This is a genomic window from Bradyrhizobium sp. KZN70725, from assembly GCF_055264925.1.
Window position 1 is genome coordinate 90,481 of the sequence record NZ_JBUYWT010000025.1, and the last position, 14,474, is coordinate 104,954.

Genomic DNA, 14,474 nt, shown 5'->3' on the forward strand with positions numbered 1-14,474 from the left:
CGATGAGGACAGTGCAGTCGCTGGGCCAGCAAAGATGGCGGGCTCTATTGCCGCGCATGTGCCTTAGCAGCGGCTTCTTGATCACGATGATTCAGCCGAAGCGGCCGGAACTTGGAAAATCGTGCGGCTTGCCAGCACCGTTATCCTGTCGGTTGAAGTCGCTTCTCACGTGCTTTGGGCGGAGCAGTGCTGATCTCCTCTGCAAACCATCCCGGCTGCAAATCAGGGTGCATTAGGCGAAACCGGAAGCGATCATACAGCAATGGAGAGCTGTCGGTCCGGCTCGCGTCAGGGCCGAGCCGTCGGTGTGCGGTCCTGCTTTACAGTCGGAACACGCCGTATTGCGGCGCGTCGATCGGTGCGTTGAGTGAGGCACTCAATGCAATTGCAAGGGCAGTCCTGGTATCGACAGGATCAAGAATGCCATCGTCCCAGAGTTCGGACGTTGCATAATAGGCGCTTGATCGTTCGCGATATTCTTCAAGAACCGGTTCGCGAATGCCTGCCAGTTCCTGCTCAGTGAGGCGCCCTCCGGTGCGAGCCAATTGTCTCGCCTTGACGTGGGTGAGAACGCCGGCGGCCTGCTCGGCGCCCATCGCGGAAATCTGAGAGTTCGGCCAGCTGAACACGAATCGAGGATCAAACGCGCGTCCCGACATGGCGTAAGTTCCTGCGCCATGAGAGTTATTGCAAATGATCGTAAACTTCGGGACAGACGCGCCGGACACAGCCATGATCAGCTTGGCGCCGTCTTTGGTGATCCCACGGCGCTCATATTCGCGACCAACCATAAAGCCAGTGACGTTCTGCAGGAAGAGCAGGGGCGTCCGGTTCTTGTCGCATATTTGGATGAAATGAGCACCCTTTAGCGCACTATCGCCGAACAAAACGCCGTTATTGGCAACGATCCCGACTTGATATCCGTAGAGCCGGGCAAAGCCGCACACGAGTGATGTCGCATAACGCGGCTGGTACTCATCAAATCGACTGCCATCGACCAGGCGGGCGATGATGTCCCGCATGTCGAACGGCGCTCGCGCGTCCTTTGGAATGATGCCGTAGAGTTCGGATGCATCATAGGCGGGCGGCTCGGGGGCTACGCGATCGATGCAGGTTTTCGCCGGTTGGTGGAAGCGCGCGACAACGTTGCGCGCAATCGCGATTGCGTGGATCTCAGAAGTTGCGAAATAGTCACTGGTACCCGACACGCTCGTATGCATAAGGGCACCGCCAAGCTCTTCGGCGGAAACTTGTTCGCCAGTGGCAGCCTTCACGACCGGAGGGCCGCCAAGAAAAATCGCTCCCGTGCCTTCGACCATAATGTTGTATTCGCTAAGCGCCGGGACATAGGCCCCTGCCGCGGTGCAGTGGCCCATGACGATGGCGACCTGCGGTACTCCCATCTTCGAGAGAATCGACTGATTGCGCAGAATTCGACCCGCATGGTATCGATCAGCAAAGAACTCCGCCTGCAAAGGCAGGAAACCGCCGGCGCAGTCGCATAGATGAACTACCGGCAAGCGGTTTTCGATGGCTATGTCCAAGGCCCGCACGATCTTCTTGACCGAGAGTGGATACCATGCGCCGCTCTTCACGCTGGAATCGTCAGCGTGAATAATCACTTCTCGCCCCGCAACGATGCCGATGCCGACCACTTGCGCGGCGCCCGGAACCTCACCGTTGTAGGCCTTGTTGGCGGCTAGCGTGGAAAGCTCCAGGAAAGGAGTTTCCGGATCCAGCAAGGCTGCGATGCGGTTGCGAACAAATAGCTTGTTCTGCCGACGCAGCCGCTCGAAGTCTTTCCCAGGTCTGTCGAACCGGGCCAAGCGTTGGCGCTCCTTCAATTCGGCAGCCAGTTGTCTGTTGTGGAGGTCGTTGCGACGAAACTCCTGCGAATCGACATCCGCCGCAGAACCGATCCGCTGCATTTCAGAACCCCTCTTTAGACAGCGTTACGAGTACGGCGTCGTGCTCGAAGCTCTCGTTCTCCTTGACGTGAATCCGCTCGACGATGCCGTCCTGGGGTGATCGTATGATCGTTTCCAGCTTCATGCTTTCAATCATCATTAGCGCCGTCCCCGCCGAGACTGAGTCACCAGGCGAAACTGTGATCGCGACAACCATCCCGGCCATTGGCGCCCGGGCTACGAGGGGACAAGTCCCGCTATTCCCAGCCGCGTGGGTCCGTAGCGGATCGATGTAGCGCAAAGTACGCGTTCTGCCGCGGATATGGAGGTGAATGAACTCCCCGTCGATCACGAACCTGACTGGTTCGCTCTGCCCGGCAATGGTCAGGATACCGCTGCTGTCGCTGCTCTGGGTGAATGCGACGGGGGCAATCACCTCGTCTCGCAAATGAAGGCGGTAGCCATGCCGGCTGGCCGAAAGCCACAATGTATGATCTACGCCGTCAACCTCGAACGAGTGATACACTTCAGTTTCTCCAATTGCCGAGCGCTGAATGAAGCTCTGGCACGGCATCTGCCGAGTCGCGGACCGGCCTCGTCAGGAGAGCGGCGGATGCTAGGAACGCAGACATTCCGGCAGCAAAATTGCCCGCTGCGAGATGCGGGTTTTGTTCAAGGTATCCGACATGGAAGTGACCGCCGAGAAATGCCTCGTCGGAAACGATCCGGGCGAGCAAGTTCGCATTGGTCTCGCATCCCAGTAAAACCAATTCGCCAGCTGCACGATGGGCTTTCAGAGCAGATTCCATGCGACTTGGTGAATGCACGATGATCTTGGCGAGCATCGGATCAAACGCCGGCGTGATGTGCTGGCCTTGCATGATGCCGCTGTCGATCCGTACGTCATTGGGATACTCGAGAAGAAGTACTTTTCCGGTGGTCGGAACGTATCCGCGTTCAGGAGCCTCCGCGTACAGCCGGAGCTCGATTGCATGGCCGTTCGAAACGACATCGGACTGGGAGAATGCAAGTTCGCGGCCCGCTGCCGCATAGATCTGTTCCGCCACCAGATCGAGGCCAGTAATCATCTCGGTGACCGGATGCTCGACCTGAAGTCGTGTATTCATTTCGAGGAAGTAGAAATCGTCTCCGCTGAAGATGAATTCGACTGTTCCTGCATTCCGGTAGTTCGCTGCACGAGCGATGCGAACCGCCGTATCGCAAATTCGAGCCCGCAATTCTTGGGATAGCCCAGGCGAGGGCGCTTCCTCGATAATCTTCTGGAACCGGCGCTGCACGGAACACTCGCGCTCGAACAGATGCACGAGGTTCCCTAAGCAGTCACCGAGTACCTGTACTTCGATGTGTCGCGGGCATTCGAGATATCGTTCGGCATAGAGGCGGGCATCTCCAAAGTAACGGCCCGCCTCACTGCGCGCCTGCTCGATGGCTGCCTCCAAGGTATTAAGGTCGCGTACAATCCGCATGCCCTTACCGCCGCCACCAGCCGATGGCTTCACGAGCAGAGGAACTCCCATGGCCCGCGCTCTGGAGGCAAACGTCGCCGGATCATCTTCTTCGATGACGCAGGGGGCGACCGGAAAGCCGTTGGAGTGAACGAAATTGCGTGCGCGGATCTTGTCCCCCATCAGTTCGATAGTGTCAGGAAGAGGACCGATGAACACAACGCCGGCGTTTGTCACGGCTCTGGCGAACTCCGCATTTTCGGAAAGCAGCCCATAACCGGGATGCAGCGCGCCGGCGCGCGCCTGCTCGGCGGCCGCGATGATTTGCCCAGTATCGAGATAACTTGCGATCGGCGTGCTGCCGCTGATCTGAATGGCCAGGTCGGCCATGGAGACGGCGGGTGTTCTCGCGTCTATTTCGTGGTAGGCAATTGCAGAACGGAGTCCAAGTTTACGTAACGTTTTGACGATGCGGGCGGCTATCTCGCCCCTGTTGGCGATCAGTACGGTATCGAAGGGCAATTGTTGCATTTGCCTATCCAATTATGCATGAAGGGACCAAACCGTCGTGAGTGGCCGGGCTCGTTGCCTCCAGCCGACGTCGCGTGAACGTCCTGCGTGCTAGGTGGGCTACCTCGGAACGTGAGGCGGGCGAACAGGCCACCCGATCCTCTACTTCGAGTTGCCGCCGTTCTTGCCCGTATCTCGTGAGGAGATCACGTAACGGCATTGCTGGCTGAGGTTGGCGTGCTTGGATCTGAGGCAAGCAAGGATAGCGACGTGGCTCGGTATGTGATTGCTGCAAAGGCGGAACACGTCCTCCATACACGCCTGTCTCTCCTCGGGAGTCGGAGCTTGATCTCGCGCGTTTGCCTGCCACGGGATTACAGCAGTCACTGTGGCAGCTAGAGCGATGGCGCGGCAGGATTTGAGGAGCGAAGCCAAACCGGCCCCTTGGTCTTGAGTCATGTCATTCCTTAAGGTTGGTAGGGCTGCGATGTCTTGAGCGAAGCGCAAAATGGTCTGTCCGTCGGCCGGTCGACGTGTAGCGCCAGGTGCAATGCCTGCGAGTTTCGTTTCGCCGACTCTTGTATGCCTGGATGTCCTGAAGTATTCGGCGTGGCACGTCTTGAGGTGTTGCGCACAGCCGACCTCACGGCCAATAGTTGCTGCCATGGCTGGCGCGATACGGGATCGAACATGACCTGCGGCCTAGTGCCGGGCTTATCGAGGCAGAGAGATGAGCAAAAGCCAGGTGCGCTCAAGCCATAGCTGATGACGCAATTGATCCTGCGTAACGAGCCCTGATGAGACGCCTCCAGGTCATGTTCAGTGTAGTCGGCCTGCGCTCCACATTAATGTGGAGACGGCGATTGGGATGAGAGCGCCTTCTGTAGAAATATCGAAGGGCCCAATCTCTTCCGCTGCTGGCCGAGGTAGCCTCGGATAACGTGTGAACAGGCACGTATCTGCAGAAGCGTAAGATCTCAAGCGACTCTCGCCAGCTGAGTTTAGATGTTTGACACATTCGCTATTCTCATTGCCTGCAGGAAGCGTCTGGATTGTCGGAGGCGGTTCCGACCTGTCCAGGATCGTACAATCTGACGCTCCGTGCGATTCAAGTCCCTTCTTGGATCAAATCGACCGAGTATCCTCTTACGGTGTCAAATGACGCTTTGGTGGCCGCGAGCCCTTAGGTGATTATACGGAGCGCCGGTGTCGCATTTCTTTGATGTCCAAATTGCATGCTCACGGCATGAATCCGAAAAGTAAACTCTACCAGCCCGACCACTGGCGAAGCCGCGCGGAAGCAACGCGAAAAAAGGCGGAAGGACTCGCTTATGGTAAACCCAGAGACAGGCTTCTTAACGTTGCGATCGAGTACGATAAGCTGGCACGGCGTGCCCAAGAGTGGCAGACGCGCCGAAGTGAGGACGAAACATGGTCAGAGCGAGAGCTGTAGGGCTCTGCCGGGGCCTCGATAAGCCGCGCCTCAGCTGGACGGCCGCAGCGCCGATCGCGGAGCAAATGTCACTCGGCAATCGGCGCATCCAAGCAAGTAGCGCTGGATTTGGCGTTTTGGTCCACGATAGGCCTTGCGGCTTCGAGGCACATTGAGTGGCCTCGAAACTGGTTCGGCATGGTATGCTGGAGGCGTCTTACTGCCTCAATTGCGAATTCATATCCTGCTAGCCGCGCCGGAGCATAAAGCTGACCTGTGAAAGAAGTGTCCGCTTCCAACTGACGGTAGGGATATTCCTGGCCTACAATCGGATCGCCGAGGTCGGGAGGTGCACGCGCGTGCCATCCGACGTAGCTTTACTTGTGATTTGTCAGTTCCGCGAGCTTCTTTGGCTCATAAGAAGACCGCTGCGACGATCCAGTAAATGCTGGCCCAGAGCAGCGCACCCAGGAGGAGCGCGGCCAGCGGCCATAGATTCCATCGCCGTTGCGCCTGCAAACAACGGCAATCGGCGTCGTAAGGCCTGACAGTCGGGTCCTTTGGTGCGCGCCAGTGAGTCATTGACCACGTGCCGCACTGGTCCGCGGGAAACGGCTGGTCTCCGGATGCATCGTATCGTTCATAAGCTCACAGTCTTCCTTCATGGCACGGGTTATCGGATTCTTGTTTGCGGTGCGACCGGCATGCATCCACGTGATGGCCTTCTCATGCAGTGGGCGGTTAGACGAGGTGCTACCAAAGCTGAGGGGCACCGGGCAGTGCATCGCTCGGAACTAAAGAAATAGCCAGATGAGTGACGTCTGGACTCACTGCAGCAATCAACATGCCACGAGCGGAATAGTGCCGGCGCAGCCTTGATGCGAAGCAAGCCACCCGCTCGGTTTGGCGACACGAACTCGCTGCACTTGGGCGGAGTTGCGACCTTGGTGTCCGGAAGGCGACATCGGCATCGAAAGAAGGCAAGAGCTCGCTAGCGACATTTGGCAAACAGGGGTCGGGAGTTGCATTGTAGGGACGCGGCAAAGGGGGCTGCCAATGGCAGCGCGATTGCAGTCCCTCAAGATAGACTAATCAGCTTCTCTGACCATTAGCTTACGAGACCTCATCAACCCATGGATGTTATCGGTGTAGGGACACGTTATGCCTAACCATCGCGGCGTGAGGCTAGCCCGTTTCGATTTTGCTCCCGGACGAATCAATCATGGTCACATAGATGACGCATTGGCCCTGTTTCAGAGTCGGCGAGCAGAAAGCGGCGAATGATCGCAGGACAGTTGGTGAGGCAGCAATCGCCCTTGCGAAGCATTGAGCGAGGATAGGCGAATTATGCTGTGGTATTGCGAGCGATGATGGAATGTAGATGTCAGGCCATTTCGGAGTGCATGCCAAGCATGACGGTCGATCCGGCGGCGACGAGGTGGTGGCCCTCGACGCCTCCGTAGGATCAAGCACATCTCCGCGTAACATCGACGCGGCGCGCACAACGAAACATTGTGCGCTAAACCGCGAGAGCTCAAGGCCACATCGTATGCTGATGCGCACGTTGTTCAGCGGTGTACGCTGCAGTCAATGAGCAAGGCGCTCTGCATGGGCCTCGTGCGGTGATCGAGATGTCGGCTCCCATAGCCGCCGAGCTTCCCAGAGTGGAGCAATGCTCAACCTATGCGCCGGGTCATTATCGAGTGGATCTCGCACGGTTTGCATTCGGGCAACAAAGGCCCCGCAAGGACTGGCAAGCGCCTGGGCAGGGCGTCAGCGTCCAAAAAGACAGGAGAACAAGTAATGGACATCTGCGGCTTTCTCAGCAGGTGGTTCGCTGAAGAATGGTATTGGAGCGCCGTCCCAAAGAGGACGGAACATGCGCCAAGTTGTGAGTTGCAAAACAACAACGTCATCTACATCGACTTCAAGGCGGTCCACGAAGCAAAGGAGGAAACGTGCGGACGCAAGTAATAGAGAGGCTGGAGGCCGGTCGCGTACAATATGGCCAGTTTGCCAGCCTTCCAGGATCAGGTCCTTGCGGCATGTTCGTTGTACAGGGACCTTGCGGCTGTGAACTGAGGATCAGCGGATTAATTCGTCCTGGCTGGGAGCATGTCGCTGTCTCAACGCCGCGACGTTGTCCGAATTGGGAAGAGATGTGCTTCGTCAAAGACCTGTTCTGGGATGAAGAGGAATGCGTGATGCAGCTGCATCCCCCACATTCGCAATATGTAAATAACAGTCGGTATTGCCTGCATCTGTGGAGGCCAACTCATCGGGACATCCCAATGCCGCCACCGGGCTTTGTAGGCGTCGTTGGGCTCGGCCCATCGGAGGCGGCAATGTGGTTTGCCCGCATGAGCGCGACCGCATTATGAGGTAGCCTAAAGTTGTCTGCGTGGCCGATCAAAAGCAGTGGTTCGGCGCTGTTGTCAGCCCACACCGCAACGGAAGGGGTCGGCTCTTCCGTTTGCCTGACATCGCGGGCTTGCCAGCCCAGCGAAGCAGGAGGTGATGATAACGCACCGGCCCGGCGAATCCGTGCTGGCGAATTGACGGAACGACAGCGTCAGAATCGGGCCATCTCCGCGTCAAATCTGCGTGGAGAGCCGCGCCAAACTCGAGCTCGGGATAAAATTACATCCTCCGACGATTGTGCCCGACCACTCCATATCCTTGAAGTCGTCGACCAGGGCGCCGGCATTTCGGCCGGGATTGGGTAAGCGGAAAAGGTGGCCATCCAAGAGACGCCATGCGGCGGCTTCTCGACCTGTTCTTGCTCGTCAGCTCGTCGTCAGCTTGCCGCAATACGATTCGCAGGTAGAGCTCGCCCAGCCAGCCCCACTCGGTCCTGGCAAGCATACGCTGGAGGCACGGGAACGCCATGTTCAACCCGGTAATTGGCCAAGCCACGCGCGCCGATCAAGCTGATGAACTGAGTCAGTCGGCGGACAACAGCAACTTCGAGCAAGTGCTTACGGATCTCGCGCAGGAAGACAGCCTGCCTCCCGAAGAGCTGTCGGATAAAATGGGGCTCTGCTGCAGCAGGCCTCATACCTCGGATGCGAACATTCACACCTCGGTCTCATCGGACCTCACCACCTCTTCTCTGTCTTCCGGTTCAAGTTCAGCCTCTCCAGCGGAGCCGAGCCAGCCTTTGTTCCGATACAGAACTGCAGAATTATCTGGCGCCAATGTCAATGGCATCTGCGTGGGCTTGGCAGCTGAGTGGCTCCTCAATCTCGCCAGTAGTCCATCGTCTCGAATGAGCGCGCTGGCACCGGGCGCTGAAAACCATGCCTCGGCGGCAGTGCGGCAGCAACGGTATGAAGATCTCAAGGCCTTGTTGCGAGGTGACAGGGCGGTGGAGTCTACCAACCTTCAGGCAAAAACCGCAATGTTGCGTGAGGCGGGATTAGAGCCTGCGAACAATCAGACTCGATATGAGTTTGGAACGTCCTCCGAAATTGCCCGGATAGTGAATGAAGTTACCCACTATCCATCGGTCCATCTGATCAGCCTGCGTTTTAAACCGCGTGGCGCGCATACAATTGCGACCTCGACATCGAATGGAATGACGACCCTGTTTGATCCAAATTATGGAGAATTTACCGTTCGGTCAGACCAGATGGGCGAGTTGTTCAAAAGCCTCGGCGACCGATACAGGACCCCCCCGAACAGGCTTCGAATATCCACGGTCGTCACGCAAAGAATGACGTGAGCAACATATCTGGGCTCCGGAGGTCGGTCCGACGTCCTCGCGCGAATTGTTTTGCCTGACGGCAACGATCGAGATCGGAAACCGCATTGGTTTGAGGTGCCAACTCCGAAGCCATCGAAGATCGAATTTGCTGCCCACGCCCCGGCAGTGCCCTGAAGGTATAGCAGCTTGGCGCCGAGAGTCACGATGGTTGCGCATGAGGTGCTGTACGTTCGCGAGATTGCCTTGCTTGCTTGGAAAAGACCGACAGCTCACGCACGACAGAGGACGCCTGCCTCAAACTTAAGGGGGCTGAGTCGCCCTACGCCAGGATTGTGCGCCGCGGGAAGGCGTAATAACGGTGTCTGTTGAATGGTCTCGGTTGAGTTGGGGCGACCACTCGACTCCTTGAGGCGCAAGGTTGAAGCCGTCTCAACCTTCTAAAAACAGGGTTAAGCTCCTGGTGCTGGCTTCAATGGCCTTGTCGACCTGTGGACGTCGGCATGTTCGCCGGCCGGTTCTCGGCGACGCGCGGAAACGACCTGCTCCGAAGCGCAGTCGGGTGGTCGGTAAGGTCCGTGTTTCGCAGCAAGCTATCGGATCTCGTCCAATGAGAGCGCATGCATCCCTTTCGCGCGGGCCTATTTGATCGCTGCGCGGTCGTCCGCTTGGGCGGCATCATCTGAAACCTTGCAATGGCCGGAATGGTCGCCCGGTGTAGATCGTGAGTTCGCAGTCGCCCTGGCCGGGGCCGGTTACCCCTCCCACGAGTCGCCGTTGCTCATGAGGGAGTGAAGGGAAAACATCCTGTGGCGGACTCCTGCCGGCCCTGCCGAACCGCCTGTCAGGTTCGTGACCAAATGTTGGTAGTCGACCTAAATGCAGGCCGCGGCATGGGCAAAATCAACGATTTTGAATTGGCGCGCCGCTTGCTTCTTCACGGCGTCATCTCGATCGCTCCAGGGGCGATCCGCGAGATTGACTGAGCAGAGGTGGAGAGGGTGGCAAGGTTGCGAGCTGAGGTGAATCGACACGTGACGCGACCAGCTAGGAGAGGGTCTAGAGGTATTCAAAGAGTGTGTGACACGCTTTGAACTCCCGGGCTCGAAATCCGCAATCCGATGGGATCCGTAACCTGTCAAGCCGCGCGCGTATTCCCGTTGTCGTGGCGAATTATCTGGATGTCTATTCGGGTGTTTTCAGGATCTGTTCCTGGATGTCATTTGTGCAGATATGAGAAGAAGCCCAATCATCACGCCGCTAAACGTAGCGAACACGAATCCCGCCGACGTATATATCTCGCCCGTCAACTTGACGGCTAATGGCAGAGCACATCTTGGCCACGCTGCCGGGCCATTTCTCAGAATGGACGTCGTACAAAGGCACCTGAAGAGGGCAGGGCATCATGTTCGCTCCGGTCTGACGACCGACGGTTTCGAGAACCATGTTCTAGTCCGAGCAGCGCGCGAGAACATCGACCCGTCGGACTTGGCTCATGGCTTCCATGTCGGGATTGCTCATGATCTCGCCTCACTAGGGATCGTTTTCGATCATTTCGATGATCCAGCCCATGGCAAAAATCTTCGGCGGTTTTCCAATGTCAGCAACGCGCTCATGGATGCGTTATCTGCAGCAGGATCGCTGGAGTTTCGCGCAGCGCGGCTACCCGTCGACGATGCGGGCTCTGCTCTGACGCCAACGGAAGAGCGTTTCTGCATTGGAGCCTGGTTTGGCGCAACCTGCCCCGTATGCGAAGCATCCGCAGGGAGCTTCTTCTGCGAACAGTGTGGAGATCATTTCGAGCCAGATGAAGCGCGAAATCCGGTGTCGAGGCGAGGACGGATCGTAGAATGGACAGATAACATCTCTGCCTTTCTCTCAATCACACGAAACGAACAACTCGTCCGGGCGTGGGACGATGCGGCTATCGAACCTGGCTTTGTGGAGATAGGGAGGCGCTATATCGCACGCAAAGGGCAACAAATGCGGTTGACCGTTCCTGGCCTGCATGGATTGGCCTGGAATTCGCAGCAGTTCAACACACGTCAGATCCTGTTTAGCTACTCCTCGTTGCTCTACGCTCATTCCCTCTATTGTGGGCATAAAGATGCGGAGGCATCCGGCACGCCAAGTGCCTTTGCGCGCAATTCCGATACTTTCTTGATCGGCGCGACCGGCATCGACAATACGATCCCGATGCTCGTGGGAGTTACCGGATGTGCATTGGGTCAGGAGTCATTTCGTCAATTTGACCGAATTTTCTTTAATCATTTCATTCGGCTGAACGGATCGAAGTTCTCTACCAGTCGCGGCCACGTGATTTGGGCGGGTGAAATCGCTCAAGTGCCGGATATATGTATCGATATTCTCAGAGTGTGTCTGTCGGAAATCTGCCCCGAAGAAGCGGAGACCGATCTGATCCCGAAGCAACTGATTGATCGCTATAATGCGATTCTCGACAAGAGCGCTGTGGTCATCAATCGTTGTGCGGACATCATCAACGCGATGCCCGCTTCTGCCGCGTGTCACGTAGATAATGCGATGATGATCACGCTGAACCGACTGTACAACCAACAGAGCGCAGCTCTCTCGCTAGATCATCTGCGCGTGTCGCACGCGTCCAGATCGGTGACCGAATGGCTCGATTGTCTTGATTCCAATCCGAACCATCAGATCGCTTACACATGGCTGATGGGCTTCAGCATACTGGGTTGGCCGCTGATGCCCAGGATAACAGAAGCTCTGTGGCACTGGCTCGGCCATCAAGGACATCCCATCGCAGCCTACGCTACGCGACCCTCATCCGAACGAAGCGGAAGCGCACCAAGAATCGATGGGCGCAGCTTGACGGCCGCAGACATTGATCGGTGCCTTCCGGGAAAAGTTGCCCAATGAGAGCCGCAGCGAACATTGTCGCCGCCGAGAAATTGCCCGATGAAGTGCCGCTCGAGGTCTCGATTCCATTCATGCTTGGTAGCATCAATGTGGCCGCGTCCTATGGGGCGAGCTTCTTTCTCGTAGATGCTCTGCGCTCGGCTCCACAGAGCGCATCCATAGCAGGGACAGTTATTTCGACCGGTACGGTCGCGACAATACTATGTTCGCTTGTGGCTGGCCGGATCGCCGATCTATGTGGGGTGATGCGAACGATCATCCTTGCTGCCGTGGTGATGGCAATTGCAATGATCTGTTTTGCAGCGGCTCCAATTTTTATGTTCCTCGCTTATTTCGGCGGGCTCTCGCTCGGCATTGGATGGTCAATCTTCTATATGCTGGCGCCGCTTCAAATCCTGGAACGCGTGCGGCCTGCGGCCCGTGTCAAGTATCTCACCTTGCTTTCCGGATCCCAGATGCTGGGGATCGGACTTGCTGTTCCCCTGGCGCGCACCCTCGTGGAGCTTTTCGGATCCTATATCGCAGCGTACTCTTTATTCGCGGCTGCATGTCTCGTTGGCGCGATGCTGCTGGAGTTGGCCGGCAGGGCACTGGCGCGGGCTCCCCAGATCAAAATGGCGGCTGTTCGACTCACGGTTGAGGGCGTGCGGGAGGCTTTCAAGTCGAATACTCGTTATCCGATCGTCATGATCGGAATCGGCGCATGCGTGTTTTCCGGTCTGTCCACGTTCCAGACGCTTTACGCTTCATCGCGGGGGCAATCCGCCGATACATTCTTTCTAGTCTTCACGTTGACAGCCGTTTTCTTGCGCTTCGCGGTGGCGCCGGTCATCGGAAAGGTCCGGCTTGAGTGGGTCGCTGCGCTTCTCATCGTGTGCACCATGGCGGGACTATTCTTGCTTTTGATGAATGCAAGGAGTGCGGAGATCTACATCCTCGGTACAGCGTTGTTCGCCCTTGGATACGGACTTAGCTATTCGACTCTGAACGGTATGGTTGTGCTCATTGCAGGTACAGACGGGACATCATTGGCGGTTGCGTCTCAGGTCTTCACGCTTTCCTACTTCGTTGGCCTTTTCGGATTTCCGTATATCGCCGGGCAGATCGTGGGCGCCCACAGCTTCGATGATCTGCTGAAGAGCATGATGATGCTTGTCGGTGGCAATGGAATCGTTCTCGCAATTCAAGTGTTTTCGACCAGCCGGGAGCGTTAAGTGCCTCATCTTGCGGATAGCGTGATGTCAAAGAAGGGCGGCGGCCATCAGGTAACGGCAATCGGCGCAGGCCCGGCGAATCTGAGCCTGGCAGCGCTCGCGGCCCCGATTCCGGAAATTTCCTTACACATCCTGGAAAGATCGGAGACGCTAAATTGGCATCCAGGTTTGCTTCTAGATGGGGCTTTCATGCAAACCAGCCCCCTAAAGGACCTGGTAACACCGGCAGATCCCACCAGTGCATATAGTTTTCTCGCCTACCTGCACGAGAAAAGACGGCTTTATCAAGCCATTGTTCGAGGAATCGCTTCGGTTGGCCGGGATGAATTTGAAGATTATTTGAAATGGGCAGCAGAAAAGTTAGCGAACGTTCAATTCGGCGAACAGGTTATTTCAGTCGAACTACGCGGCGAGGCGTTCAGTATCGCTACCAATCGCCGCAATTATCAGACCCGTACGACAGTGGTTGGCGTAGGCCGGGTGCCCTCTGTTCCTGACTGGAGCAGAAATGCACCGGAGAATCAGGTGTTTCACGCGAGTACCTTCCTCCTGCGGCGCCGCGAGTTCTCCAGCAAGCGTGTTGTTGTGGTAGGTGGTGGCCAAAGCGGAGCAGAAATATTTCTTCATCTGCTAACTGGTGCATGCGGCGCGCTGGAAGCTCTGGCCTGGGTCACGCGCCGCGCAAGCATATTTGCTTTGGAAGATAGTCCCTTCGTCAATGAGTGGTTCTTTCCACAGTATGGGGGATGGTTCCTTGAGCAAAGCGAAGCCGCCAGAAGGCAAACCCTTGAACAGCAAGCTTTGGCGAGCGATGGCGTCAACCCATCGACACTGCGCGCGATCTACAACGCACTTTACGATCGCGAAGTTTGTCGAGGTTCGTATCCCGCTCGGGTCGAAATACGCGTCGACACAATGGCTGATGAGCTGCGTGCCATATCTCCATTTCGCTTGGGGGTGCGTCAGCAGGCCACCGGCGTTCGCGCAGAACACGTCGCTGACATTATTGTGCTGGCCACGGGCTATCGTACCGAGATCCCTCCCTTTCTGGAGCCGGTCGCAAACCGGCTTTCGATTGTGAATGCGCCTGGTGGCTCTCGGGAGATCGTGGTCGGCAAGGAGTTCAGGGCCCGGTTTGATGGCCCCGAAAGCTGCCGCTTATACGTCCAGAATGGCGCACGATTTCAACATGGCATCGCCGACACAAATCTGAGTTTGGTTCCTTGGCGGGCCTCAACGGTGCTCAACTCGATCATTGGTCGGGTGGCTTACGATTGCGGACCTGCAACAGGGGCTCTCAAGTGGAATGGTGCGGTGCCCGAGAGCGCCCGTTGAGGATCACAATGG

Annotated in this window: 9 protein-coding genes; 6 read left to right on the forward strand and 3 right to left on the reverse strand. The window is 57.0% G+C overall.

The window, feature by feature from the left end; all coding sequences use genetic code 11:
• Positions 1 to 320: 320 nt before the first annotated feature.
• The 3 genes from ACZBJS_RS23440 to ACZBJS_RS23450 are packed head-to-tail and all read right to left on the reverse strand — an operon-like array spanning position 321 to position 3,904.
• Positions 321 to 1,928 (reverse strand): acyl-CoA carboxylase subunit beta, encoded by a 1,608-nt coding sequence (locus ACZBJS_RS23440; protein ID WP_463439265.1) that lies wholly within the window; start codon positions 1,926 to 1,928, stop codon positions 321 to 323.
• Between the two features lies 1 nt (position 1,929).
• Positions 1,930 to 2,433 (reverse strand): DUF2118 domain-containing protein, encoded by a 504-nt coding sequence (locus ACZBJS_RS23445; protein ID WP_463439266.1) that lies wholly within the window; start codon positions 2,431 to 2,433, stop codon positions 1,930 to 1,932.
• A gap of 1 nt (position 2,434) precedes the next feature.
• A complete protein-coding gene (locus ACZBJS_RS23450) occupies positions 2,435 to 3,904 on the reverse strand; it encodes an acetyl-CoA carboxylase biotin carboxylase subunit (RefSeq protein WP_463439267.1) in 1,470 nt (489 codons plus the stop codon).
• Positions 3,905 to 7,360: 3,456 nt separating this feature from the next.
• On the opposite strand from ACZBJS_RS23450, the gene ACZBJS_RS23455 reads away from it, so the two are divergent.
• The 6 genes from ACZBJS_RS23455 (at position 7,361) to ACZBJS_RS23480 (ending at position 14,462) form a co-directional block, all read left to right on the forward strand.
• The gene (locus ACZBJS_RS23455) at positions 7,361 to 7,696 is read left to right on the forward strand and encodes a DUF7694 domain-containing protein (protein ID WP_463439268.1); all 336 of its coding nucleotides are present in this window, start codon (positions 7,361 to 7,363) and stop codon (positions 7,694 to 7,696) included.
• 506 nt (positions 7,697 to 8,202) lie between these two features.
• The gene (locus ACZBJS_RS23460; protein ID WP_463439269.1) at positions 8,203 to 9,039 is read left to right on the forward strand and encodes a YopT-type cysteine protease domain-containing protein; all 837 of its coding nucleotides are present in this window, start codon (positions 8,203 to 8,205) and stop codon (positions 9,037 to 9,039) included.
• An 839-nt stretch (positions 9,040 to 9,878) separates the two neighbouring features.
• A complete protein-coding gene (locus ACZBJS_RS23465) occupies positions 9,879 to 10,004 on the forward strand; it encodes a hypothetical protein (RefSeq protein WP_463439270.1) in 126 nt (41 codons plus the stop codon).
• 247 nt (positions 10,005 to 10,251) lie between these two features.
• The gene (locus ACZBJS_RS23470) at positions 10,252 to 11,913 is read left to right on the forward strand and encodes a class I tRNA ligase family protein (RefSeq protein ID WP_463439271.1); all 1,662 of its coding nucleotides are present in this window, start codon (positions 10,252 to 10,254) and stop codon (positions 11,911 to 11,913) included.
• Positions 11,910 to 13,127, forward strand: a complete 1,218-nt coding sequence (locus ACZBJS_RS23475) for an MFS transporter (protein WP_463439272.1) — start codon at positions 11,910 to 11,912, stop codon at positions 13,125 to 13,127. The genes ACZBJS_RS23470 and ACZBJS_RS23475 overlap by 4 nt, the downstream gene beginning before the upstream one ends.
• A 24-nt stretch (positions 13,128 to 13,151) precedes the next feature.
• The gene (locus ACZBJS_RS23480; protein WP_463439273.1) at positions 13,152 to 14,462 is read left to right on the forward strand and encodes a lysine N(6)-hydroxylase/L-ornithine N(5)-oxygenase family protein; all 1,311 of its coding nucleotides are present in this window, start codon (positions 13,152 to 13,154) and stop codon (positions 14,460 to 14,462) included.
• Positions 14,463 to 14,474: the final 12 nt, after the last annotated feature.